The 23,625-nt window shown below is 72.3% G+C and carries 21 protein-coding genes, 1 pseudogene and 1 riboswitch; of the genes and pseudogenes, 2 read left to right on the top strand and 20 right to left on the bottom strand.

What is annotated here, in order from left to right:
- Positions 1-37: 37 nt before the first annotated feature.
- The 10 genes and pseudogenes from G6W55_RS16210 to G6W55_RS16165 form a co-directional block, all read right to left on the bottom strand.
- Complete coding sequence (locus tag G6W55_RS16210) at positions 38-889, bottom strand: hypothetical protein (protein WP_175521547.1); 852 nt, start codon at positions 887-889, stop codon at positions 38-40.
- Positions 890-1,287: 398 nt separating this feature from the next.
- Entirely contained in the window at positions 1,288-2,637 is a 1,350-nt protein-coding gene (locus G6W55_RS16205) for an LLM class flavin-dependent oxidoreductase (RefSeq protein ID WP_175521546.1), read from the bottom strand.
- The gene (locus tag G6W55_RS16200) at positions 2,634-3,980 is read right to left on the bottom strand and encodes an LLM class flavin-dependent oxidoreductase (protein ID WP_175521545.1); all 1,347 of its coding nucleotides are present in this window, start codon (positions 3,978-3,980) and stop codon (positions 2,634-2,636) included. Before G6W55_RS16200 ends, G6W55_RS16205 begins: the two co-directional genes overlap by 4 nt.
- A 51-nt stretch (positions 3,981-4,031) precedes the next feature.
- Positions 4,032-4,808 (bottom strand): ATP-binding cassette domain-containing protein, encoded by a 777-nt coding sequence (locus G6W55_RS16195; RefSeq protein WP_175521544.1) that lies wholly within the window; start codon positions 4,806-4,808, stop codon positions 4,032-4,034.
- Complete coding sequence (locus tag G6W55_RS16190) at positions 4,805-5,593, bottom strand: ABC transporter ATP-binding protein (protein WP_175521543.1); 789 nt, start codon at positions 5,591-5,593, stop codon at positions 4,805-4,807. The genes G6W55_RS16195 and G6W55_RS16190 overlap by 4 nt, the downstream gene beginning before the upstream one ends.
- Positions 5,590-6,483: an ABC transporter permease gene (locus tag G6W55_RS16185; protein WP_175521542.1), complete on the bottom strand. Its 894-nt coding sequence runs from the start codon at positions 6,481-6,483 to the stop codon at positions 5,590-5,592. Before G6W55_RS16185 ends, G6W55_RS16190 begins: the two co-directional genes overlap by 4 nt.
- Positions 6,480-7,429, bottom strand: a pseudogene (locus G6W55_RS38715) (ABC transporter permease). Before G6W55_RS38715 ends, G6W55_RS16185 begins: the two are co-directional and overlap by 4 nt.
- Positions 7,430-7,436: 7 nt before the next feature.
- Positions 7,437-8,990, bottom strand: a complete 1,554-nt coding sequence (locus G6W55_RS16175; RefSeq protein WP_175521541.1) for an ABC transporter substrate-binding protein — start codon at positions 8,988-8,990, stop codon at positions 7,437-7,439.
- Between the two features lie 59 nt (positions 8,991-9,049).
- Positions 9,050-10,354: an O-acetylhomoserine aminocarboxypropyltransferase/cysteine synthase family protein gene (locus G6W55_RS16170; RefSeq protein WP_175521540.1), complete on the bottom strand. Its 1,305-nt coding sequence runs from the start codon at positions 10,352-10,354 to the stop codon at positions 9,050-9,052.
- On the bottom strand, positions 10,351-11,379 hold the full coding sequence (locus tag G6W55_RS16165; RefSeq protein ID WP_175521539.1) for an isopenicillin N synthase family oxygenase: 1,029 nt from the start codon (positions 11,377-11,379) through the stop codon (positions 10,351-10,353). Before G6W55_RS16165 ends, G6W55_RS16170 begins: the two co-directional genes overlap by 4 nt.
- A 315-nt stretch (positions 11,380-11,694) precedes the next feature.
- Positions 11,695-11,781: riboswitch (ZMP/ZTP riboswitch) on the top strand.
- 21 nt (positions 11,782-11,802) lie between these two features.
- Between G6W55_RS16165 and G6W55_RS16160 the strand changes: the two genes are divergently transcribed.
- The gene (locus tag G6W55_RS16160; protein ID WP_175521538.1) at positions 11,803-12,687 is read left to right on the top strand and encodes a bifunctional 5,10-methylenetetrahydrofolate dehydrogenase/5,10-methenyltetrahydrofolate cyclohydrolase; all 885 of its coding nucleotides are present in this window, start codon (positions 11,803-11,805) and stop codon (positions 12,685-12,687) included.
- A 9-nt stretch (positions 12,688-12,696) separates the two neighbouring features.
- On the opposite strand, the gene G6W55_RS16155 is transcribed toward G6W55_RS16160, so the two are convergent.
- Positions 12,697-13,365: a TetR/AcrR family transcriptional regulator gene (locus G6W55_RS16155; protein ID WP_175521537.1), complete on the bottom strand. Its 669-nt coding sequence runs from the start codon at positions 13,363-13,365 to the stop codon at positions 12,697-12,699.
- An 86-nt stretch (positions 13,366-13,451) separates the two neighbouring features.
- Here G6W55_RS16155 and G6W55_RS16150 point away from each other — a divergent pair, with 86 nt between their 5' ends.
- The gene (locus G6W55_RS16150; RefSeq protein WP_254876279.1) at positions 13,452-13,862 is read left to right on the top strand and encodes a Dabb family protein; all 411 of its coding nucleotides are present in this window, start codon (positions 13,452-13,454) and stop codon (positions 13,860-13,862) included.
- A 57-nt stretch (positions 13,863-13,919) separates the two neighbouring features.
- On the opposite strand, the gene G6W55_RS16145 is transcribed toward G6W55_RS16150, so the two are convergent.
- The 9 genes from G6W55_RS16145 to G6W55_RS16105 all read right to left on the bottom strand — a co-directional run bounded on the left by G6W55_RS16145 (position 13,920) and on the right by G6W55_RS16105 (position 23,508).
- Complete coding sequence (locus G6W55_RS16145) at positions 13,920-14,903, bottom strand: zinc-binding dehydrogenase (protein WP_175521535.1); 984 nt, start codon at positions 14,901-14,903, stop codon at positions 13,920-13,922.
- Positions 14,904-15,043: 140 nt separating this feature from the next.
- Positions 15,044-15,784 carry a class I SAM-dependent methyltransferase gene (locus G6W55_RS16140; RefSeq protein ID WP_175521534.1) on the bottom strand — a complete coding sequence of 247 codons (741 nt, stop codon included), beginning with the start codon at positions 15,782-15,784 and terminating at the stop codon, positions 15,044-15,046.
- A 52-nt stretch (positions 15,785-15,836) separates the two neighbouring features.
- Positions 15,837-17,045 (bottom strand): phosphotransferase enzyme family protein, encoded by a 1,209-nt coding sequence (locus tag G6W55_RS16135; protein WP_175521533.1) that lies wholly within the window; start codon positions 17,043-17,045, stop codon positions 15,837-15,839.
- Positions 17,042-17,842 carry an ABC transporter ATP-binding protein gene (locus G6W55_RS16130; protein WP_175521532.1) on the bottom strand — a complete coding sequence of 267 codons (801 nt, stop codon included), beginning with the start codon at positions 17,840-17,842 and terminating at the stop codon, positions 17,042-17,044. Before G6W55_RS16130 ends, G6W55_RS16135 begins: the two co-directional genes overlap by 4 nt.
- A complete protein-coding gene (locus G6W55_RS16125; RefSeq protein ID WP_309243730.1) occupies positions 17,839-18,705 on the bottom strand; it encodes an ABC transporter permease in 867 nt (288 codons plus the stop codon). Before G6W55_RS16125 ends, G6W55_RS16130 begins: the two co-directional genes overlap by 4 nt.
- Complete coding sequence (locus G6W55_RS16120) at positions 18,702-19,778, bottom strand: ABC transporter substrate-binding protein (RefSeq protein ID WP_309243729.1); 1,077 nt, start codon at positions 19,776-19,778, stop codon at positions 18,702-18,704. The genes G6W55_RS16125 and G6W55_RS16120 overlap by 4 nt, the downstream gene beginning before the upstream one ends.
- Positions 19,779-19,956: 178 nt before the next feature.
- Positions 19,957-20,916 (bottom strand): ABC transporter substrate-binding protein, encoded by a 960-nt coding sequence (locus tag G6W55_RS16115; protein WP_175521531.1) that lies wholly within the window; start codon positions 20,914-20,916, stop codon positions 19,957-19,959.
- 49 nt (positions 20,917-20,965) lie between these two features.
- Complete coding sequence (locus tag G6W55_RS16110) at positions 20,966-22,267, bottom strand: NtaA/DmoA family FMN-dependent monooxygenase (protein WP_309243728.1); 1,302 nt, start codon at positions 22,265-22,267, stop codon at positions 20,966-20,968.
- Between the two features lie 521 nt (positions 22,268-22,788).
- Positions 22,789-23,508: a GntR family transcriptional regulator gene (locus G6W55_RS16105; protein ID WP_175521530.1), complete on the bottom strand. Its 720-nt coding sequence runs from the start codon at positions 23,506-23,508 to the stop codon at positions 22,789-22,791.
- Positions 23,509-23,625 lie beyond the last annotated feature (117 nt).

Below are 23,625 nucleotides of genomic sequence, written 5' to 3'. Positions count from 1 at the left end.
TCCCGGCGTACGCACCGTCAGTCGACCGGAGCGACGATCACCGCCGACCCGGCGGTCGTGACTCCCAGCGCAGGCGTACGCCGGTGGCGCGGGCGATGAGCCGTAGATGGGGTCCCGTGTTGCCGATGTACCAGATCGCCCGGTCGGCACGGGGCCATGCGTAGGCCGGAACGCCCTGGTCCAGCAGCGAGGGCAGGCGGGGCTCTTCGAGGGACTGGGCGGAGAACGCGTACAGCGCGGACAGCCGCGGGGCGATCAGGCCGTAGTCGAGCATGCGGGCGAGGGCGTGTTCGTCGAGGATCGCCTCCTCGACGGACACGGTCAGCGGGTAGACGGCCGGGAAGGACCGGCCGAGGTCAAGGAACATCCGCACACCACGGCCACGCGGGTCGGCCAGCCGCGGACCCAGCGGGGCCAGCGGGCCGAGCGCCAGCCGGGGACGGATCAGCATCGCGTGGGTGAACAGGACGCGGAGCAGCGCGACGTTCATCATGAAGCGCTCCACCTGGAGTTCCGCCGCCGCCAACTCCTCGTGCCGCAGATAGCCCGCGACGATGCTGGCGTTGTGCGCCCGGTACCACAGACCGGGGGACGGGGTCCGGATGAAGTCGAGCCAGAACTCGACGCTGCGGGCGCTGGGGGTTCCGGGGACACCGTCGGTGAGCAGCCGGGCCTCGGCCTTGTCCCGCAGCAGCCGCTCGTTGACGGCCCGCCACCAGGGGCTGCCGCCCGGTGCGTCGACGGACTCGGGCGCGAGGACGCCGCGTGAGCGTGACCAGTGGGTGAAGCTCAACTCGGCGTTGCCGTACGGGCGGAGCGCGGCGGAGGAGAGGTAGAAGTCCCGCGCCAGTCCGAACCGCTCGGCGGCACTGTCCCGTACACGTGCCACCTGTCGCTGGGCACGCGCGGAAGCGTCAGTGGCGTCACCGTCAGTCATGGCGGCCGCCGCCCGGTCGGCTCGGAATCATGCGAGAACCTCAAGAACTCCAGGTAGACACAGCAAACGCGGACCACGCTATCCGCCACCGACGCAATTCCCAGGAAGGCCCGCCCCGAAAACAGGCCCGCGAAAACAGTCCCGCCCCGAAAACAGGGCTGCGCCGGATCGGGGCGCCGGGCAGGATGACCGGGTGGGTGACCTTGTGTGGGACGACGTGAGCCGCCTTGGCGGGGGTCTGGCAGGTGGTTCTCGGTCTCGTCGAGGTGAGGGGCTGGAGGTCTGAGTACTCCGGGGGTGTGACCGAGGCGTCCTTCCTGACGGATCCGCAGCGTCGGGGAAACGGGTGACTACCTCCGTCCGGGTGGGCGTGGCAGGCCCAGGTGGGCTCGGAGTGTGTGGCCCGTGTAGTGGGTGCGGAACAGGCCGCGGGTGCGGAGTTCCGGGATGACGAGGTCGGCGAAGTCGTCCAGGGTGCCGGGCAGGTAGGGGAAGATCACGTTGAAGCCGTCGGCCGCGCCGCCGAGGAACCACTCCTCGATGTGGTCGGCGATGAGATCGGGCGGGCCGGTGATGGTGCGGTCGTCGTTCGCCACCCGCCGGACCAGGTCGCGGATGGTGAGGTTGTCGCGGCGGGCGGCCTGGTAGATCTGCTGCTGAGCTGTGCGGGACTGGTTGGAGACGGGGAGTTCGGGCAGCGGGCCGTCGAGCGGATATGCGCTGAGGTCGAACCCGCCGAGCCAGTAGGAGAGGTCCGCGAGGGCGACCTGCGGGGGCAGCAGCGCGGTCAGCCGGGAGAGTTTCCGCTGTGCCTCCGCCGCCGTGGGCGCCGTGATGACCGACAGCGCCGGAAGCACCTTGACGTGGTCCGGATCGCGGCCGTGGGCGGCGGCGCGCTCCTTGATCTCCGTGTAGAACTCCTTGGCCCGGGCGAGGTCGGTGATGCCCGAGAAGATGACGTCGGCGATCCGCGCCGCGAGGTTCTTGCCGGCCTCGGAGGCCCCGGCCTGCACGATGACCGGGTGCCCCTGCGGCGGCCGTGCGATGTTCAGGGGCCCGGCGACCTTGAGGTGTTTGCCCTCGTGGTTCAGCGCGTGCAGCTTGCCCGGGTCGAAGTAGACGCCTGAGACGCGGTCGTGGCGGAAGGCGTCGTCCTCGAAGGAGTCCCACAGCCCCTTCACCACGTCGTGGAACTCCTCGGCGCGGTCGTAGCGCGTGGCGTGGTCGAGATGGGCGTCCAGGCCGAAGTTCTGGGCCTCGCCGTCGTTCAGGGACGTCACCACGTTCCAGCCCGCCCGGCCGCCGGAGATGTGGTCGAGGGAGGCGAAGGTACGGGCCACGTGGTACGGCTCGTTGTAGCTGGTGGACGCGGGGGCGATGAGGCCGATCCGGGAGGTTCCCGCGGCGAGCGCGGCCAGCAGGGTGGTCGGCTCGAAGGAGTCGTTGACGACGCTGACCCGGCTGAGGACGTCCTCGCTCGCGAACGGCACCCCGACCAGATCGGCGAGGAACACCGCGTCGAAGGCGGCCCGTTCGGCGGTCCGGGCGAAGGCGAGCACCTCGCGGATGTCGACGCCCGAGCCCGCGGCGGTCTCCGGATGCCGCCAGGCGGCCAGGAACTCCCCCGGAGGCTTGAGGAAGGCGTTGAGATGGAGTTGACCGGCGCGGCGGCCAGTGGGGCGGCCGGTGTGGGATGTCATCGTCCGCTCTCCTGGAGATGCCGGTCACGGGCGGCCGGCCGCGGCAGTCCCAGGTTCTCGCGCAGGGTCGAGCCCTCGTACTCCGTGCGCAGAAGCCCCCGTTGCTGCAACAGCGGCACGACCTGGTCCACGAAGTCCTCGGCGGGGCCCGGGAGATAGGGGAAGGAGATGTTGAACCCGTCGGCCGCGTAGGCGCGGAACCACGTCTCGATGTGATCGGCGATCTGCTCGGGCGTGCCGGCGACTGCGGCGTCCGTGGCGAAGCGCAGAGCGAGTTGACGTATCGTCAGGCCCTCGGCGCGTGCCGTCCGCAGCAGCAGGTCGCGGCGGGACTTGCTGCGGTTGCTCTCGGGGATGTCCGGCAGCGGACCGTCCACCGGACGGTCGCTGAGGTCGAGGTCGCCGATGTTGTCCTGGACGAGCCGGCGGGCCACGTCGTCGTGCACGAGATCCCCCAGCTCACCGAGGCGTTGCCGGGCCTCCGCCTCCGTCGCGGCGACGAGCGGCGAGATGCCCGGCCACACCAGCACATGCGCGGGATCACGCCCGTGGGCCGCCGCCCGTGCCTTGACGTCGGCGTAGAACGCCTGCGCCGGGCCGAGTTCGTACTGCGAGGTGAACAGGACCTCGCCGTGCCGGGCCGCGAACTCCCGCCCCGTCGGGGAGGATCCGGCCTGGAAGACCACGGGATGACCTTGCGGAGGCCGGGAGATGTTCAGCGGCCCGCGCACGGAGAAGTGCTCGCCCCGGTGGTGCGGGGTGTGCAGTCCGGCGGGGTCGTAGTAGCGGCCGGTGGCCTTGTCGCGTACGACCGCGTCGTCGTCGAAGCTGTCCCAGAGCGCCTTGACGACCTGGACGAACTCGTCGGCGCGCCGGTAGCGCAGCTCGTGTTCGAGGTGGCGGTCGAAACCGAAGTTCGCCGCCTCCAGCGGGACGACGGAGGTGACCACGTTCCAGCCGGCCCGGCCGCCCGAGATGTGGTCCAGGGAGGCGAACTTACGGGCGATGTGGAACGGGTGGTTGTAGGTGGCGGTCGCCGTCGCCGCCAGGCCGATGTGCTCGGTCACCAGGGACAGCGCGGCCAGCAGGGTGATCGGTTCGAAGTGCTCGGCGCGGCCGGTGCGCGACAGCGAGTCGAGCTGATGGCCCCAGACGGCGACGACGTCGGCGAGGAACAGGGCGTCGAACCGGCCGCGTTCGAGGGTGCGGGCCAGGTCGGCGTGGAAGGCGAAGTCGAGCTGTCCGTCGGGGCGGCCGTCGGGGTGCCGCCAGCCGGCGATGTGCCCGCCGGAACCCTGGACGAGTGCGCCCAGGGAGAGCCGACGCACGGGGTGTGTGGTCATCCGGTCCTCCCGGTCATAGAGGTCCTCCCGGTCGTGGGGAGGGTCCTGCGGTCAGGCGGGCAGCCGTGGTACGGCGGCCAACAGGCGGCGCGTGTAAGGGTGTTCGGGTTCGGTCAGCACGGACGCGGCCGGGCCCTGCTCGACGGCCCGGCCGTCCTTCATCACCAGCACGTCCGTACACGACCGCCGTACGACACCGATGTCGTGGGAGACGAGCAGCAGCGTCAGGCCGTACGCCTCGGCGAGGTCCTCCAGCAGGGCGAGGATCTGCGCGCGGACCGACACGTCGAGGGCGCTGAGCGGTTCGTCGCCGACCAGGACCTTCGGCCCGAGGGCGAGGGCGCGCGCGATGGCGATGCGCTGCCGCTGGCCCCCGGAGAACTCGTGCGGATAGCGGCCGCGCACGGACGGGCCGAGCGCCACCGCGCGCAGGAGTTCGTCCACCCGGTCGTCGTGGTCGCCCGCCACCTTCAGGCATTCCAGCGGTTCGGCGACGATGTCACGGACCGTGGCGCGCGGGTCGAGGGAGCCCATCGGATCCTGGAGGACGACCTGCACCTCGCGCCGGAACCAGGGCAGCCGGCCCCGGTGGACCGGGCGCCCGCGGTACTCGACCGTTCCGGAGTCGGGCCGTTCCAGCGCCAGCAGGAGCCGTGCCAGGGTGGACTTGCCGGATCCGGACTCCCCGACGACCCCCAGGCTTCGGCCCTCCCGCAGCTCCAGCGACACGTCCCGCACGGCGTGCCGGTGCGCGGGCGGTGCCAGCAGGGAGGCGCGGGGCAGCCGGTAGCGGCGGCTCAGGCCGGTCGCCCGCAACAGGACAGTCATCGGATGACCTCCTCGTATCCGGTCGCGCGGGCGGCCTCCACCAACCCGCGCGTGTACGGGTGTCGGGGCTCGCGCACGAGGGCGCCGGTCGTGCCTTCCTCCACGAGTCGTCCGTCCTTGAGGACGACGGCCCGCGGGCACAACCGGGCGACCACGGCGAGGTCGTGGCTGATGAAGAGCAGCGAGGTGCCGTGCTCCCGCACCAACTCGTCGAGCAGCGACAGCATGTCGGCCTGGACGGTGACGTCGAGCGCGGTGGTGGGTTCGTCCGCGATGAGGAGGGCCGGGCGGGTGGCGAGGGCCATGGCCAGGCCGACGCGCTGCCGTTGGCCCCCGGAGAGCTGGTGCGGCCACGCGCGCACGATCAGCTCCGGATCCGGCAGACCGACCCGCGCGGCCAGTTCGACGGCCGCCGCACGCGCGTGCCGCCGCTTCAGGCCCCGGTGCAGGCGGAGCGGCTCGGCGAGCTGTGCGCCGATGCGCATCAGAGGGTTGAGGGCGCTCATGGGCTCCTGGAAGACCATGGCCATCCGGTTGCCGCGCAGCCGGGACAGCTCCCGGTCGCCGAGGCCGAGCAGCTCCCGCCCGCCGAACCGGACACTTCCGGTGGCCCCGGCGCCGTCGGGCAGCAGACCCATGACGGTCAGGGCGGTGAGGGACTTGCCGGAGCCGGACTCGCCGATCAGGGCGAGGCGTTCCCCGGCGGCGAGGGAGAAGCCGAGACCGTCCACGGCGGTCGTACCGCCGATCCGAACGCTCAGCTTGTCGACCGTGAGCAGGCTCATGCCTCCTCCCGGATCCGCAGGCGCGCGTCGGCCGCCTCGCGCAGCCCGTCCCCGAGCAGGTTGAACCCGAGGACGGAGGCGGCGACGGCGAGCCCGGGCCAGACGACCAGCAACGGGCGGGCGGCGATGTACTGCTGCTGCTCGTGCAGCATGCGCCCCCAGGAGACGGTGGGCGCCGGCGCGCCGAACCCGAGGAACGACAGGGCCGCCTCGGCGAGCACCGCCACCGACAGCACCAGGGAGAGCTGGACGACGAGCGTGGGCGCGATGTTCGGCATCAGATGCTTGCGCACGACCCGCCAGGTCCCGGCGCCGGCGGCGTGGGCGGCCAGCACATAATCCGTGGTGAGCACGCGCGCGGCCTCGGCGCGTGCGATCCGCGCGAGGTTGACGCCCGCGCCGACCCCGACCGCCGTGACCACGGTCCAGGTGGAGGCGCCGTGCACGGCGGTGAGGATCATCGCGATCAGCAGGACCGGGAACGCGATCAGCACGTCCGTGAACTGGACGACGACGGGCCCGATCCAACGCGGCAGCAGCACCGCCGCCAGGGCGAGTGACAGCCCGACGAGGGCGGCCACGGCGGCCGCGAGGACGGCGGTGAGCAGGGTGGCGCGGGCCCCGGTCAGCAGTTGGCTCAGCTCGTCGCGGCCCAGCCGGTCGGTGCCCAGCACATGCCCGCCGGACAGCGGCAGCAGCCAGCCGTCCTCGGGACGCGCGAGCGTCGGGTCGTACGGCGTCCGGACCAGGGAGACCAGCGCGGCCAGGACGAGCAGGCCCACCAGCACGGTTCCGGCGAGGCCGCTGCGGCTGCGCAGCAGCGCACGGACGACGGGAAAGCGCGGAGTCGTCGGAGCCGTCGGAGGCGTCGCAAGCTTGGAAGGCTTCATACGGTGCTCCGCAGCCGTGGGTCGATCAGCCGGTGCGCCAGGTCCACCAGGAACCCGACGACCAGCACCGCGCCCGTGAGCAGCAGGATCTCGCCCTGCACCTTGTCCAGGTCCCGGTTGCCGACGTCCGTGATCAGCATCTGGCCGACCCCCGGCAGCACGAACACCTGCTCCACGACCACCGCCCCCGCCACCAGCGCCGCGATCTGGAGTCCGAGCACCGACACCACGGGCACGGCCGCGTTGCGCAGCCCGTGCCGCAGCAGCGCGCCCGTGCGGGTGCGGCCCTTGGCGCGGGCGGTGCGCAGCCAGTCCTGGTGCAGGACGTCCAGAACCGCGGACCGTACGAAGCGCAGCAGGACGGCGCCCTCGGCGAGGGCCAGGGTCAGCCAGGGCAGCACCAGACTGCGCAGCGCCTGCCCGGGATCGGCCCAGCCGTCGACGGGGAACCCTTGCGCGGGCAGCCAGGGCACCTGGACGGCGAAGACCACGACGAGCAGCAGCCCGGTCCACAGCGTGGGCAGCGCGATGCCGAACTGGCCGACCGTGTTGACGGCGCTGCCCAGCCGCGAGTCCCGGCGGACGGCGGCGAGGACACCCAGCGGGACGGCGAAGGCGAGTGCGAGGACGACGGCGCCCGCGGCCAGCGGTCCGGTCACCGCGAACTTCTCGGCGAGCTGACCGGACACGGAGGTGCCGTCGAGCACCGAGCGCCCGAAGTCACCGGTGACCACACCCCCGATCCAGTCGCCGTACTGGCGGCGAGCGGCCGGTCCAGGCCCAGGTCGTGGCGTACGGCCGAAACCTGGGCCGGGGTGGCCTTGATTCCGCCGATCGTCTGGGCGACGTCGCCCGGCAGCAGCCGCAGCGCCAGGAAGACCAGCACGCTGGCGGCCAGCAGGGACACCACCAGCCGCGCGGCCCGGTGCAGCAGGAACAGCGTCACCCGCGCCTCACTTCTTCGCCACGGCGAGGTCGGTGAGGCGGTAGCGGTTGCTGGTGAAGTTACGCGGGACGCCGGTGACCCCGTCGCGCACCACGGTGAGGGTCTGGCTGACGAACAGCCAGTCGGCGGCGGCGTTTTCGGAGACCTGCCGGGCCGCCTTCCGCAGCAGGGCGTCACGGGCGCCGTCGCCCTCGGCGGTCTGCGCCGCCGCGTACCACGTGCGCACGTCGGCGTTGTCGTAGCCGAAGTAGTAGTCCGGGTTGGCGAAGTTGTTCAGGTCGCGGGCCTCGGCGTGGTCGACGACGCTGAGCTGGTAGTCGTGCTTGGTGTACACGGCGTCGAGCCAGGTCTGGAACTCCACGCTGCGCACGCTGAGTTGGATTCCCACCTGCTTGAGCTGGGAGGCGAGGTAGTCGCCGATCTCCGCCGGGTAGATGGTGGGGATCTGGACGGTGAGCTTGAGGCCGTCGCCGTAACCGGCCTGTTGGAGCAGCTTCTTGGCGCCCGCCGGATCGTAGGCGTCGATGGAGGTGAGGTCCTCGTACCCGGGGTCGCTCGGCGGTATCGGTCCGCCGACCGGCTTGCCCGCGCCGCCGAGGATCTTGATCAGGCCGGCCTTGTCGACGGCCCGGCGGACGGCGCGCCGCACCCGAACGTCCTTGGTGGGGCCCTCGGCGTTGTTGAGGGCGAGCGTGAACTTGTCGGTGGTGTCGCCGCGCAGCACCGTGTGGTCGGGGTTGTCGGTGAACGGCTGGAGCAGGGTCGCGTTCGCGCCGGTCTCGATGTCGGTCTGGCCGGTGCGCTGGGTGTTGTTGGCCGCGTTGTCGTCCTTGATGTAGTGGAAGACGACCTTGGCGACCCTGGCCTTCGTCCCCCAGTAGGCGTCGTCGCGGACGAACGTGATGGACGAACCGCGCTTCCAGCCCGCGAGCTTGAAGGGGCCGGTGCCGTTCTCCTTCGCCGCGAGGGAGGAGAAGTCGGTGCCCCGCTTGAAGACGATGCCGGCCCGGCCGGTCAGCCCCCAGGGGAAACCGGTGTCGCGGTGGGCGAGTTCGACGACGACGGTGTGCTCGTCGGCGGCGGTGACGCGCTTGACGGAGGCGAGCGCCGCCGCGTCGGGGTTCGTGGAGCCGGCCGCCGTCACCTGCCGCAGCGACCAGACGGCGTCGGCCGCGGTGACCTTCGTCCCGTCGTGGAAGGCGGCGTTCTTCGCGAGGCGGAACGTGTAGGTGAGCCCGTCGGGCGACTCCTCGAAGCCGGTCGCCAGGCTCGGCCGGACCTTGTTTTCCTCGTCGCGGGTCAGCAGGCCCTCGTAGATGTTGTCGAGCAGGATCTGGTCGAGCGCAGCGCCCGCCGTACCGGCGATGTCGAGACTGGTCGGCTCGAGGACCAGGCGGACGTCGACGGTGGCCGCGGTGTCGATGGCGTCGGGCTGGGCGGCCTGGCTGGTCTGCCCCGCGTCCCCGGGGCTGTCGGCGGCGCCGGTGCCGCAGCCGGTCGCGGCCAGACCGACGAGGACGGTCGTGGTGGCGGCGAGCCGGAGGGCGGTGCTGCGGCGCATGACGGATCGGGCTCCTCTGAGGTGTGGGCGCGCGGAAGTGCGCGGGCGGGGAAGGGGGTTCATTCGGCGGCCGCTCTCAGGCCCGCCGCGAGGTCGGCGATCAGATCGTCGACGCCCTCGATGCCGACCGACAGACGCACCAGGCCGGGCGTGACCCCGGCCGCCGCCTGCTGACGGGCGTCCAGTTGGGCGTGGGTGGTGGAGGCGGGGTGGATGACCAGACTGCGGACGTCACCGATGTTCGCGAGATGGCTGAACAGCCGGACCCCTTCCACGAACCGCCGCCCCGCCCGCAGACCGCCCGCGAGTTCGAAGGAGAGGACCGCCCCGGCACCCCGCGGCAGATAGCGCTTGGCCTGCGTCCGCCACGGGCTGGAGGGCAGCGACGGGTAGTGCACCCGCCGCACCTGAGGCTGGTCCTCCAGCCAGACGGCCAGCGCGTGCGCGTTGGCCACATGCCGCTCGATCCGCAGACTGAGCGTCTCCAGGCCCTGGAGCAGCAGGAAGCTGTTGAACGGCGAGACGGCCGGCCCCAGATCGCGCACCAGCCGGGTGCGCAGCCGCAGCGCGTAGGCGAGCCCGAGGTCGGAGAACGAGTCCCAGAACGACAGCCCGCCGTAGGTCGGATCGGGCCGGGTCAGCCCCGGCCAACGGCCGGGATCGGCACCGAAGTCGAACCTCCCGCCGTCCACGACGACCCCGCCGATCGCGGTGCCGTGTCCGGACAGGAACTTGGTGGTGGAGTGCAGGACGATGTCCGCGCCGTGCTCGAACGGCCGCAGCAGATACGGGGTGAGCACGGTGTTGTCGACCACCAACGGCACCCCGGCCTCGTGGGCGACCCGGGCCACCGCCTCGATGTCCAGGACGTTGCCGCGCGGATTGCCGAGACTCTCCCCGAACAGCGCTTTCGTGGCGGGACGTACGGCCGCCGCCCAGGCACCGGGGTCGTCCGGGTCGTCCACGAACGTCACGTCGATGCCGAAGTCGGCGAACGTGTGCTCCAACAGGGTGCGGGTGCCGCCGTACAGGGACGACGAGGCCACGATGTGGTCGCCCGCCCGGGCCAGGTTGAGCAGGGCCAGGCTCGTCGCGGCCTGCCCGCTGGCCACGGCGACCGCCGCCGAACCGCCCTCCAGGGACGCGATCCTGTCCTCCGCCACGGCGGTCGTCGGATTCGACAGCCGTGTGTACGCGTGCGTGGCGAGGTCGCTCAGCTCGAAGGCCGCCGCCGCGTGCGCGGTGTCCCGGAAGACATAGCTCGCCGACTGGTGGACCGGGACGGCCCGCGCGCCGGTGGTCGGGTCCGGCACCGCTCCGGCGTGCACCTGCCGGGTCTCGAACCCCCAGCGTCCGTCGCTCATCGGGTGCCCTCCCGCCGGGCCAGGACGTCGGACCACCAGCGCTCGGCCACCCGTGGATGCGAACGCAGCCAGCCCACCACGGCGTTCTCCCCGAAGGCCGCCAGCAGCGGATTGTCCGGGTCGTCGCTCACCCCGCGGCTGAGCGCCGCCAACTCCGGTGGCAGGAACAGGGGTTTGACCACCGCGTCCAGACGCGGGCCGAGGAAGAAGGGAATCGAGTAGCGGTGCACCCCCGGCTGCGGGCTGACCACACGGTGCTGAGTGGCCCTCAGATAGCCCTGGGTGGCGATCTCCAGCATCTCGCCGATGTTGAACACGAACGCGTCCGGCACCGGCACCGCGTCGATCCACCCGCCGTCCTCGCGCCGCACCTGGAGCCCGCCGATGTCGTCCTGCTGCAACAGGGCGAGATAGCCGTAGTCCTTGTGCGCGCCCACGCCCTGATCGGCGTCCTGGGCGGGGCGCGGGGGATAGTGCACGAGCTTCACATGGACGGCCGCCTCGTCGTCGAACCACTGGTCGAAGTAGCCCTCGTCCTGTCCCAGCGCGGCGGCCAGGGCCCGCAGCACCTCACGGCTCACCCGCAGCGCCTCCGCCTGCCAGCGCAGCACCGCGTCCCTCAACTCCGGCAGTACGGACGGCCATTGGTTGGGTCCCACGAGCCGCAGATAGTCGGGGTCGCCCGGTCCCGTCGTCAGCGTGGCACGCTCGGGGCCGATGTCGATCTGCTCCCGCCAGTCGGGACTGCCCGCCGTGTACTCGGTACCGGTGCGCGTGTAGCCCCGGAACTGGGGCGAGTTGACGTTCTCGATCTCCAGCCGCAGCCGCTCCGGCAGCGCGAAGAAGGCGCGCGCCAGGGCGAGCACCTCGTCGCGCAGCGCCCGGGGGACACCGTGGCCGGTGACGTAGAAGAAGCCCGTCTCATGGGCGGCGGAACGGAGTTCGGCCAGAAAGGCGGCACGGTCGGAGTCGGGACCTCGGAAGCGGGAGATGTCGATGACGGGCAGAGCTGCGGGCTGGGCCATGGGGGTCCTTCGAGGCAACGCCGGGCGGACCGCTCACCGGCCTCGGTGCGGGGGCCGGTCGGAGCGGACGGAGGAATCAGGAAGTCGATTCAGGCGAGAGAGAGGTCGGAGGTCGCGAGCCGTCGTACGGCGTTCAGCGACAGACCTGGTCGAACTGGTCGGCGCGGCGGCTCACCCAGAACGGGTCGAGCAGCACGGCGTAAGCCGGTCCAGTGGTCTCCATGGCCGGATGAAAGCACACCATGGACCGGCCCGTCCACCACGCGTCCCACCGCCCGAGACACCCCGGCCGCCGCGAGCGGTCCACTACAGTGGCGTGTGGGCCGTGACTGGCGCTGAGGTGGAGCACCACCGGGGAGCGGCCTGCCGAACCGGTCGATGCCGTGCGCCTGGGCGAGTGGTCAGCGACGCCTGGAGGCGACCATGTCCCGCACCCACACGCACACGCAGACCCGGACGGCCCGGCTGATGGACGGGACCGCCCTGGCCCGGCGCGTCGTCGAGGAGACGTCGGTCCGGGCGGCGGAGATCACCCGGCGTACCGGAGTGACGCCGTGCCTCGCCACGGTGCTGGTGGGCGAGGACCCGGCCTCGGTGACGTACGTCCGGATGAAGCGGGCCCGCTGCGCGAAGGCCGGCATCGACTCGCGGCTCGTCAGCCTGCCGGCCGCCACCACGACCGCCGAACTCGTGGGCACCCTGCGGTCCTTGTCGCAGGATCCCGCCGTCCACGGCATCCTGTTGCAGCACCCCGTGGGCGCGCACATCGACGAGCGGGCGGCGTTCGAGGCCATCGCGCCGGAGAAGGACGTCGACGGCGTCACGATGAGCAGCTTCGCCTCGATGAGCTTCGGACGGCCCGGCTTCGCGTCCTGCACCCCCGGCGGAATCATGCGGCTGCTGGACGCCTACGACGTTCAACTCGCGGGCCGGCGTGCCGTGGTGGTGGGCCGCAGCGCGATCCTCGGCAAGCCCGTCGGCATGCTCCTGCTCGCCCGCGACGCCACCGTCACCTACTGCCACTCCCGTACGGCGGACCTGGCGGCGGCCGTACGGGAGGCGGACGTCGTCGTCGCGGCCGTGGGACGGCCCCGGCTGATCCGCGGCGAGGACATCCGGCCGGGCGCCGTCGTGATCGACGCCGGATACAACGCGGGCAACGTCGGTGACGTCGACTTCGACACCGCCCGCACCCGGGCCGGTCTGATCACCCCGGTCCCCGGTGGCGTGGAGCCCATGACGATCGCCGTCCTGCTGGAGCAGACCGTCGACGCGGCGTCCGCCCAACTCGGTCTGTCACGTCGCTGAGTTCGCGGCTCAGCGAGCGGCGGGTTCGTCGGCGCCGTAGGCGCGCAGGAAGACGTCCACCGCCGACTCCGCCACAACGCGCAGCTCGGCGGCGGGGACCCGACGGGTGCCCAGCCGTGAACGGGACTCCAACGGGCCGGTGAGCAGGGCGAAGAAGTGCTCGGCGGCCTGTTCCGGGTCGCCGCCGCGCAGTCGGCCGGCCAGCGCGAGACGGGCCAGCCGGTCGGCCAGCGCGGCGCGAGGGCGGTGCGCGGTGCGCTCCTGCACGGTGTCGATCAGATCGGGGAACTGCGCCACCTGCGCGTAGGTCAACGACCGCAGCGCGCGGGAGCGTTCACCGCAGCACACCGTCAGCAGCCGCCGGGCGAGATCCGTGAGCACCGCCCGCAGGTCGCCGCCGGGGCCGAGGTCCCGCAGCCGTTCGACCGCGGCGAGGCTCTCCGCCGCCAGGGCGTCGGCCGCCAGCTCGACGGTGTGACGGAAGAGGGTCTCCTTGTCGCGCAGATGGCTGTAGACCGTCGGTTTGGCGACACGCGCCTCCTCCGCGATCTCCTGGACGCACGCCTGCGCGTACCCGCGCCGCGCGAAGACGGTGAACGCGGCGTCCAGGATCGCCTGCCGCTTGTCGACCCGGCCGCGCGTCACGCCACCGGCCCCGCTTGACTCTGCTGAACCCATGGGTTCATTCTAATTGTGCTACTAGCAAGGCAAGTTGACTGAACCGACGAGTTCAATCGAGCGGGTGGGAGACCATGATCGTTCACATGCTGCGCTTCGCCTTCAAGGACGGGACGACCGAGGAACAGAAGGACCGGGTCCTCGCGCTGATGCGCCGGACGTCCTCCGTCGAGTCGGTGTCGTTCGCCGCCGTCGGACAGAGCCTGGGGGACCCCGCCGAGGGGTTCACCCACGGCTACTGCGTGGGCATCGCGGATCTGGCGGCCCTGGAGCGGTACATGCACGACCCGGTCCACCTCGCCGGGGACCCCGAGATCCTTCCGCACCTGGCCCGGATCCGCATCGGCCCCGACGTCTCCGACGACATGGACCCCGGGCTGGCCGGCGAGATCATGGCACTCCACGAGAAGAAGGTCGCCCTGTACCCCGAGTGGGGCGCCCAGCTCGAACCGCTCGTCGAAATCGGGCTCACCTCGGGCGGGCCCGGCCCGGCGTGACCGCCGCCGCCACTCGCCTCGACGGCCACGCCCGGACCTCACCTCACGCGGGCGGCCTCAACCACGCACCCGCAGCACGGCCTTCCCCGTGTTCGCACCGGCCTCCAGCAGACGGTGCGCGCGCGACGCGTCGGCCAGCTCGTACTCGGCCGTGATGTCGATCCGTACGGAACCGGACGCGGCCAGCGCCAGCGCGGCGAGGGCGTGCCGCCGCAGCAGTGCCGGGTCCCGGCGGGAGAGGTCGCCGATGTTGTAGCCGGTCAGGACACGGTTGTTCTTCCACACCGGGAGGACCGGCAGGCTCAGGTCGGGATGCCGGGCCGCCTCCCCGTAGACCGCGACCCGGCCGAACGGCGCCAGGATCTCGAAGCTCGCCAGCCGGGTGGGGCCGCCGATCGGGTCCAGCACGATGTCCACGCCCCGCCCGGACGTCGCCGCCCGGACCGCGTCCACGAAGCCGTCGCGCTCGAAGACCTCGTCGTAGCCGAAGCGGCGCGCGTACTCCGCCTTCTCCTTGGTGCTCACGGTGCCGTACACGGCCGTGGCCCCCAGGGACCGGGCGAGCTGCGCCGCCGCCGAACCGACCCCGCCCGCCGCCGCGTGGACGAGCACGGTGTCACCGGCCGCGATCCGGGCCGCGCCGGCCAGCACGCCGTACGCGGTCGTCAGCACGAGGGGCGCGGCGCCGGCCGTCCGCAGGCCGAGGCCCACGTCGGTCAGCGGGAACACGAACGAGGCAGGTGCCGTCGCGTATTCGGCGTAGCCGCCGCCGTCCGGGAGGTAGGCGGCGACCTCCTCGCCGAGCGTCAGGCCCGTCACGCCCTCACCGAGCGCCGCCACCGTCCCCGACGCCTCCAGACCGGTCACCGTCTCGCCCTCGGGAGCGCCGAAGTCGCCCAGCCGGTGCTGGACTTCGCCGTAATTGACGCCCGCGTACGCCACCCGGATCAGCACCTCTCCCGGACCCGGCTCAGGAGCGGGCAGCTCCACCGGACGCAGGACCTCCGGTCCGCCGACCTCCTTGAACGCGACCGCCTTCATACCGTCCCCCTTCGACGGGCGCGCCGCGGATGCCGGCCGCCCGTGATCGTCTTCAGCTCTTCAGGGGTCCGGAACCCGCGTCCGAGTCACCGTATTCCCGAACCGGCGATCACCGTCACGGCGCACCAACTGGGGGAATGTCAGGTCGGCTTGCGCCAGACGGAGATGTGCTGCGGGGAGTCCTGGGTGAACGGCGAGCCGTCCCAGTCCGCGACGCGCCGCTCCAGGCGGAGTCCGGCGATCTTCGCCATCAGGTCCAGCTCCGCCGGCCAGGCGTACCGGTGCCGGGAGGCGCCGCGGCGGTAGCGGCCGTCGTCGCCGTCGCGGGTGAAGTGGTGCGAGACCAGGATCTGTTCGACCAGATCGAAGGTGTCGAAGCCGAGATGCCGGTCGGAGACGTCGAACGGCACCGCGACCTGCCCGGGCGGCAGCAACCGCAGCGGCGGCACGCCCAGTTCGACGACGAACCGCCCGCCGGGCGCCAGATGGCGCGCGGCGTTGCGGAAGCACTCGACCTGCTCGTCCTGCGTGAGCAGGTTCGTGATGGTGTTGTAGACGAGATAGACGAGGCTGAACTCGCCGGGTACGACGGTGGTGGCCATGTCGCCGATGACCACCGGGAGCGTGTCCTCGTCGGCCTTGCGGCGCAGGACCGCCGCCATGGGTTCGGACAGCTCGATCCCCACCACGGGCACACCGCGTTCCCGCAGCGGGACGCCCACGCGCCCGGTTCCGATGGCGAACTCCAACGCCCGTCCGCCGTCGACGAGTTCGGCGAGGAAGGCGACCGTCGGTCCGAGGACGGCGGCCGAGGTCCGCTCGGTCTCCTCGGCGTCGTAGCGGTCGGCGGTCTCACGGCTCCACAGCTCACTGCTCGTCATGGGCGGCTCCGGTGTCGGCGGGTTCCAGGGGCGGACGCGGAACTCATCGAGATCATGCGCGTGAGCCTGCCCGAGCGCCGCGCGGTCCGCCACCGGATTTGCGGCCGGGGAGCTGTGCGGGCGTGGTCAGCCGGCGCGCGGTGTCCCGCACCTGGCGCAGGGCGAGCCGGCCGGGTTCCGTGGTGAACCAGCGTGTGTGGTCGGTGAAGTAGGCGCGGGCCAGAGCGGTGTTCGCCGCCGAGCGGGTCACCTCGTGGAAGTAGTGCATCTCCGACAGCGCGTACTCGGCGTTGACCAGGGGCAGCAGCGCGGGCAGCGCCTCCGCCTCGGCCTCGCTCAGCGGGCGGACGGCGGCGTAGCCCTCCAACAGGGCGGTGAGGTGGGCGTGTTGCACCGCCACATGGCGGTGCCCGCGCGGCAGGTCCAGCCAGCCGAAGACGTTGCGCTCCAGGGCCACCGCGAGGTCGTGGACGGCCGTGGTCCGGTCGCTGAGGTTGAAGTCGAGCACCGTGGCCACGGTGTCCGTGCCGCCGGTCGTGTCCCACAGCAGGTTGGAGGCGTGCCAGTCGTTGTGCGTCCACAGCGGCTCCAACTCGGGCAGGAGCGGTGCCAGTTCGGCGTGCAGCGGCAGATGCCAGCGGGCCAGATCGGCGTCGACCGGGTCGGCGCGCAGGGCGTCGGCCAGGGCCGGCCGCCCGGCGACGTAGGCGGCGAGGGCGCCCTGCGGATCGGGGCCGCCGAAGACACGGAACGACGACACCAGCGGCTGGACCCGGCGGGCCGGCGCCCCGTGGCCGACGGCGGCCCGATGGAGCCGGGCGAGCGCGGAGCCCGCCTCCCGGGCGTGGTGGACGGAGGTGAACGGCGTCCAGGACAGCGCGTCCTGGTAGAGGTCCGTGCCAGTGCCCAACGAGTGCACCTCGTAGGTCCATTCGCCGCGCGCCGAGGCGGCGAGGACGTCGACCACGGGCGCGCCGCGGGAGCGCAGATGGCACAGGAAGGCGTGCTCCTCCTCCAGCCCTTCGAGGGTGCGGACGCTGGTGTGGTGGCGTTTGAGGAAGACGCGCCGTCCGTCGTGCTCCACGACGGCGGCCGCGGACAGCGGGCGGGGACTGTGCCAGTGCAGCCGGGCCGGGCCGCCGAGCACGTCCGCCGCCTCCCGGGCGGTGAGGGGAGCCCAGTCGGGTTCGACGCGGTCGTAGCCGAGGCCGTGCGTCGCCGGCGGGGCGGGTTCCGTGGCGTTGCCGCCGGGCGCGGTCATCGTGCGGCCCCCGAGGGTGCGGCGAGCGCGGCCAGGACGCGTTCCTCGACCTCGGCGGCGGTGACGGCGTCCAGCGCGCGCGGGCCCTTCTCGCCGCGTGGCGGGCGGGGCACGTCGATGCGCGCGGTCACCGAGGCGGGCCGCGGTGACAGGACATGGATGGTGTCGGCGAGCAGGACCGCCTCCCGGATGTCATGGGTGACCAGGACGACGGTCCAGCGGTAGGTGTGCCACATGTGGGCCAGCCAGCGCTGGAGTTCACGGCGGGTGAGGGAGTCCAGGGCGCCGAACGGCTCGTCGAGCAGCAGCAGCGGACGCTCCAGGACGACGGTGCGCAGCAGCGCCGCGCGCTGCCGCATCCCGCCGCTGAGCTGACCGGGATAGCTGTGCTGGAAACCGTCGAGGCCGAACGCGTCGAACAGCGCGGCGGCCCGGCGACGCGCCTCCGACCGGCGCACCCCCTGCGCCTCCAGACCGAGCGCGGTGTTGGCGAGGACGGTCCGCCAGGGGAACAGGAGGTCCTTCTGCGGCATGTAGGCGACCCGGCCCGAGCGGGTGCGCGGAGGCTCCCCGTCGACCAGGATCTCGCCGGCCGTGGGCCGGTCGAGCCCCGAGACCAGATTGAGCAGGGTGCTCTTGCCGCTGCCGCTGGGACCGATCACGGCCGCGAACTCGCCCGGCCGGACGGACAGTTCGAGACCGCGCAGGACGGCGAGACCGTCGTAGCCCTTGTCGACGCCGCGCAGCACGAGCCGCGGATCGGGGGCACCGGGGGTGGGGCCGTCGGGGGTGCTCATGGGTGGTCCTTCCGCCGGGTGGCGCGCTCCCAGGGCAGGGCGAGGCGCTGGAGGAGGTAGGTCGTGGCGAACAGGGCGATGCTCAGGGCGGCGGTGACCGCCACGGCCGCGAAGACGAGGTCGGTGCGGAAGGCGCTCTTCTGTGCCTGCATGTAGATGCCGAGCCCGTTCTCCGCGCCGGCGTACTCGGCGAACACCGCGCCGACCACGGCGTAGGTGATGCTGACGCGCAGCCCGGCGAAGAAGTACGGCATCGCGCTGGGCACGCGGACCATCAGGAACGTGCGGGTCCGGCCGGCGCCCAGGGAGCGCAGCAGCCGCATGGCCTCCGGGTCGGCGGAGGCGAATCCGGCGGCGAGGTTGGCGGTGAGCGGGAAGAACGTGGCGAGGGTGACCACCAGCATCTTCGGGAACAGGCCGAACCCGAACCAGATGATCAGCAGCGGTGCGACGGCCACGATCGGGATGGTCTGCGAGGCGACCAGCAGCGGGTACAGGCCCCGGCGGGCCCAGGTGGAGAAGTCCAGCAGGACCGCCACCAGCCAGGCGGCGACGAACGACATCCCGAACCCGGCGACGGTCTCCTGGAGGGTGGGCAGCGTCGCGTCCCACAGGTCCTGCCGGTTCTCCCAGCCCTGGGAGAGCACCCGCCCGGGGCTGGGCAGGACGGTGGGGTCCACGGCGGCCGCGCTGGTGTAGGTCTGCCAGACGGCGAGGAGCGCCGTGACGACGAGGAGCGGGGGCAGGACGACGGCGGGGGAGCGGCGGAGCCTGCGGCGCGCCGGAGGGCGGGCGGCGCTCGTCCCGACGGCGGCTTTGCCGGTGCCGGTGCCGGTGCCGGTGGTTGTGGTGGTGGCGGTCACGACTTCTCCGGGAGGTAGTCGTTGGTGAACCACGACGAGGTGTCCGGGGCGCCGGTCAGCTTCTTGCCGTCGGCGTCGCTGAGCAGCCCGGACGCGTACTCGAAGTCGGCGAACGCCTTCCAGCGGTCGGCGGACTGGGTGCCGAGGGAGCCGTCGGCGGCGCGGTAGTAGGAGTCGGCGAGCAGCTTCTCGCTCTGGTGCACCAGCTCGGTGTTGGTGAGCACGCTCTTGTTCGCCTCGATCAGCAGATCCGCGGCCTTGGCGGGGTTCTCGACGGCGTAGGCGTAGCCGCGTTCCACCGCGTCGAGGAACTTCTTCGCCGTCGCGGCGTTCGCCTTGAGGTACCGGTCGGAGGACGCGATCAGGGTGGAGTAGATCTCCGGGAAGCCGTAGTCGGTGAGTTCGAAGTTCTTCAGCGGCTTGCCGCTGAGCTTCGCCTCCAGCCCCTCCCAGGTGGGCATCGGCATGGCGAAGTCGGCCTTGCCCGCGTAAAGGGCCGCGTACGCCGAGGTGTTGAGGGTGACCGACGTGAAGTCGCCGGTGCCGCCCGCGTTCTTGATGACGGACCGGAGCAGCGGCTTCTCGTAGGCGGCGCCGAAACCGGCGTAGGTCTTGCCGTCCAGGTCCTTGGGCGAGGTGATGTCCTTGCGGTCGGCGGAGACCGCGATGGTGACATTCGTCTTCTGGGTCGCGGCGTAGACCGAGGTGATGTCCTGGCCCGCGGACCGGGCCGCGGTGAGGCCCTCCTGGTAGGAGATGCCGAAGTCGGCCTTGTGGCCGGCGAGAAGGGTCTCGGGCGACGTCGAGCCGTAGGGGAGGATCTTCAGGTCGATCCCGGCGTCCTTGAACCAGCCGAGCTGCTGGGCGACGTAGATGCCGGTGTGGTTGGTGTTGGGCGTCCAGTCGAGCGCGAGGGAGACCTCGGTGAGCCCCTTGGCGTCACCGTCGCGGGAACCGGAACCGGAGTCCGAGGAGCAGGCCGTGACGGCGAACAGGGCGCCGACGGCGGTGGCCGTCAGCGCGAGGCGGACGGCTCGGCGGGGAGTGCGGGGCAGCGGGCGGGACGGGTTCACGGGACGGGCTCGTTTCTTGCGGCGGGCGGCTGGTGCCCGGTACGGGGAGAGGACGGCGAGGGGGTGACGGCTGCTGGTGCGGTGCGGGCGCGGCCGGGACACGGAAGGGTGGCGCGGGGGCGGGCCGGCCCGAGGGGCGGCGTCGCGAGGGCGTGGCGGCGGCGGCCGTCGTACGGGTTCATGCGCTGGTCCGGGCCGCGGGGAGTGCCGCCGGGTGTCCTGGGACGAGGTCCGGCAGCAGGTCGGTGCGGTAGGCCGTGCGCCAGCCGTCGGCCGTGGGCAGGACGCCCTGGGCGGCGAGCCAGTGGGCGTAGGGGCCCATACGGTCCTCGGCGATGCCGCCCCAACGCCCTTCGTGGTCCGTCCAGGTCGGTGCCACCAACTCCAGCGAGCGGGCTATGAGGGGGCGCGGGAAGTAGGGGATGACGCGTTCGAGGAGAGCCAGCGTGGTGGGCTGGTCGGCGGCCGCCTCGGCGAACCCGCGCGCCGTCGCGGCGAGGAACCGGCGTACGGCGTCGGGATCGGCGTGGACCGTCTCCTCGTGCGCTCCGAGGAGGTAGCTGTGGTAGCGCGGGGCGCCGATCTCGTCCACCGGCCAGGTCAGCCGGCGCTCCTCGGGCAGACCGCCGCGCAGCGCGTCCCAGGACCAGTAGACGCCGAAGGTGGCGTCGGCCTCGCCCGACTCCAGGTCGTCCACGGTCAGTTCGCGGTAACCTGCGTCGACGGTCACCACGGCGTCGGGATCACCGCCGTCCGCGGCGACCAGATGCCGCACCAACGCCCGTCCGCGCGGGGTCGGGTTGTACGCGAGGCGCCGGCCCGCCAGGTCCCGGGGCCGTTCGATACCGCGTCCGGTGACGGTCTGAATGGCCTCCAGGGCACGGTGGTTGACCGCCGAGACGGCGATCAGCGGCTGACCCTGGGCGCGGCGCACCAGCAGCCGGTTGGGCGGGAAGATCCCGAAGTCGGCCTGGCGGCGGGCGAGATACTCCAGGGTGTCGCCACGCCCCGGATCCTGCACGGACAGTTCGACCTCGAGACCGGCCTCCCGGTACCAGCCGCGGTCACGGGCGACGAAGAAGCCGGCGGAGTTGGGCCAGGGGTGGAAGTAGTCGAGCATGACGCGGATGTGGGACACGGGGGCTCCGGGAAAGAGGTGCGGCGGGGCGAGGAGGAGTGGGTGCGGATCAGGGGCGTCGGTGGCGGGCGCCGGGGTGGTCGGCGGGCAGCCGCGTGCGGCCGGGGCCGTGGGTGTGCTCGCGCAGCGTGGTGCCCTCGTACTCGGTCCACACCCGGCCGCGGCGCTGGAGTTCGGGCACGACGAGATCGACGAAGTCGCGCAGGGTGACCGGCGGGACGGGGTCGGCGATGTTGAATCCGTCCAGGTCGGCCGCCTCGGCCCACCGCTCCAGTTCGTCGGCGACCGTCGCCGGAGAGCCGACGAGGACCGGCCCGCCACCGCCGACACCGACGAACTCGGCGATCTCACGAGGCGTCCAGGTGCGCTCGGGATCCAGCCGGGTGAACACCTCCAGCAGACCGCGGATGCCCTCGGTGTCGGCGTACCGGAGCGGGGTGTCGGGGTCCAGCGCGGACAGGTCGATGCCGAGCAGGGCGCTGTAGCGGGCGAGGCTGCCCTCCAGCGAGGAGTAGGAGCGGTACTCCTCGTACTTGGCGCGGGCCTCGGCGTCGGTGGGGGCCACGACGACGGTGACGATGCCGAAGAAGCGCAGCTCACGGGGGTTCCGCCCGGCCTCGGCGGCGGCGGCGCGCACGGCGTCGACGAGGGTACGGGCCAGGGAGGGACTGTAGGCGGAGAGGAAGACGCCCTCGGCGTGCCGCCCGGCGAAGCGCCGCCCGGCGGGCGAGGTGCCGGCCTGGTACAGGACCGGGGTGCGCTGGACGGACGGTTCGGACAGGGCGATGTCCGGGACGCTGAAGTGGGTGCCCCGGTGGGCGATCGGATGCACCTTGTCGGGGTCGGCGAAGACTCCGGAGGCCGCGTCGCGCACCACGGCGTCGTCCTCCCAACTGCCTTCCCAGAGCTTGTAGACGACCTCCATGAACTCCTCGGCCACGGCGTAGCGTTCGTCGTGCGGGATCTGCCGTTCCAGACCGAGGTTGCGGGCGGCGCTGTCCAGCGCGGAGGTGACGATGTTCCAGCCGATGCGCCCGTTGCTGAGGTGGTCGAGGGTCGTCATCTTCCGGGCGAACGCGTAGGGGCGTTCATAGGTGGAGGACACGGTGACCGCGAACCCGAGACGCGTGGTGGCCGCGGCGAGCGCGCTGACGAGGAGGAGCGGGTCGTCGGTGGGGGTGTTGATGCCGTCGCGCAGGGCGGCCCGTGTGGAGCCCTGGTAGACGTCGAGGGGGCCGAGGGCGTCGGCGATGAACAGGCGTCGAACCGGCCGCGTTCGAGGATCCGGGCGGTCTCGATCCAGTGGTCCAGGTCCCGGTAGCGGTGCGCCTGGCTGTCGGGGTGCCGCCACAGGCCCATCGCGGTGTGCCCGACGGTCGACTGACGGAGGCCGTTGAGACGTATGCGGCGCGGGCCGACGCCGATGCCGGAGGCCGGGGAGGGTGTCACGGGGGTGCTCCAGATCGACGGAGGATCGATGAAGGGCGGCCTCGGGGCACGGATACCTGATGCCTCGGGCGGCGGATCAGGCGCGGGCGGCGTGCCGAGAGGCGGCGAGGCCGGGAAACGGGGCGCCCTGTCGACGCGGAGAGCGTGGTGGGCGCGGATCAGCCGGCGGTACAGAAGGCGCTGGCGCAGCGTCCGTGATCGACGTGGCGGCGCAGAGTGAGGCGGCGGCCACGGTCGAGGCGGCCCAGCGGGCCGTGGGAAAGGGCGCGGAGAGGCGCGAGGTCGCGCGCGGGGTGGATGGACATCCGCCGCTCCTTTCCTGGGAGATGAGGGTGAGTGAGGAAGAACGTCACTCGGTGATACGCGTTGGGATGATTTACGGCTAGATCATCTGATCTGGTGGCGGTGAGCCTAACATTCCGGTCAGTGGGCGGTGTCCTCGTCGGCGCCGACCAGGGCGTTGATGCGCTGCTCCAGGCTGCGGCGCAGATGCGCACGGGCGGCCTCGCGGGCGCGGTCGGCATCGTGGTCGTGCAGGGCGCGCAGGATCGCCTCGTGCTCCTGGTGCAGCGGCTCGATCCCGCCGAAGGGGGACGGCGGCCCGCTGTCGTAGATCCGCAGCCGGGCCGTGAGCTTCACCAGCAGCTCGGTGATGGTCGCGTTGTGTCCGGCCTGCCAGAGCAGCTCGTGGAACCGGAAGTTGGCCGCCCGTGCGGCCGCCCTGCCCTCGTCCGTGTCGGCGTGGACGATCAGTTCGTGCTGACGGCGTAGCCGGGCGAGGTCGAGTTCGGTGGCCCGCAGGGCGGCGGAGGCGGCGGCCTCGGCCTCCAGGGCGATGCGCGCCTCGTAGATCTCCACGACGTCCTCGGCCGTGCCCGAGCGGACCCGGAAGCCGCGCGGGGCGCGCTCCAGCAGGCCGTCGTGCTCCAGCAGGGCGAGGGCTTCGCGCATCGGGGTCCGGGACACGCCGTAGTCGCTGCTCAGGACCGTCTCCATGAGGGCCGAGCCCGGCGGGAAGCGGCCGTCCATGACGTCATGTCGCAGCCGCCAGTACAGCTCCGAGCCCGAGGGCGCGGCCTCGGCGGGCGCGTCCTGGGCCTGGGCTCCGGGGGCGGAGGGAGCGGGCGGGGTGTGTCTCGGCATGGCGGTCCTCGGTCGGCCGGAACGTTGCGCCCCGCCCGAGGGCGGGAGACGCCGATCCGACGAGTTCGGATACGTGATGGGATCACCGTACAGCAAACGTATGCGTGCGTATACGCT

The sequence above is a fragment of the Streptomyces sp. CAI-85 genome, assembly GCF_013363615.1.
GTDB classification, from domain to species: domain Bacteria; phylum Actinomycetota; class Actinomycetes; order Streptomycetales; family Streptomycetaceae; genus Streptomyces; species Streptomyces antibioticus_B.
Note: the sequence above shows the minus strand (reverse complement) of the source record. Positions and strands in the feature narration are given on the sequence as shown.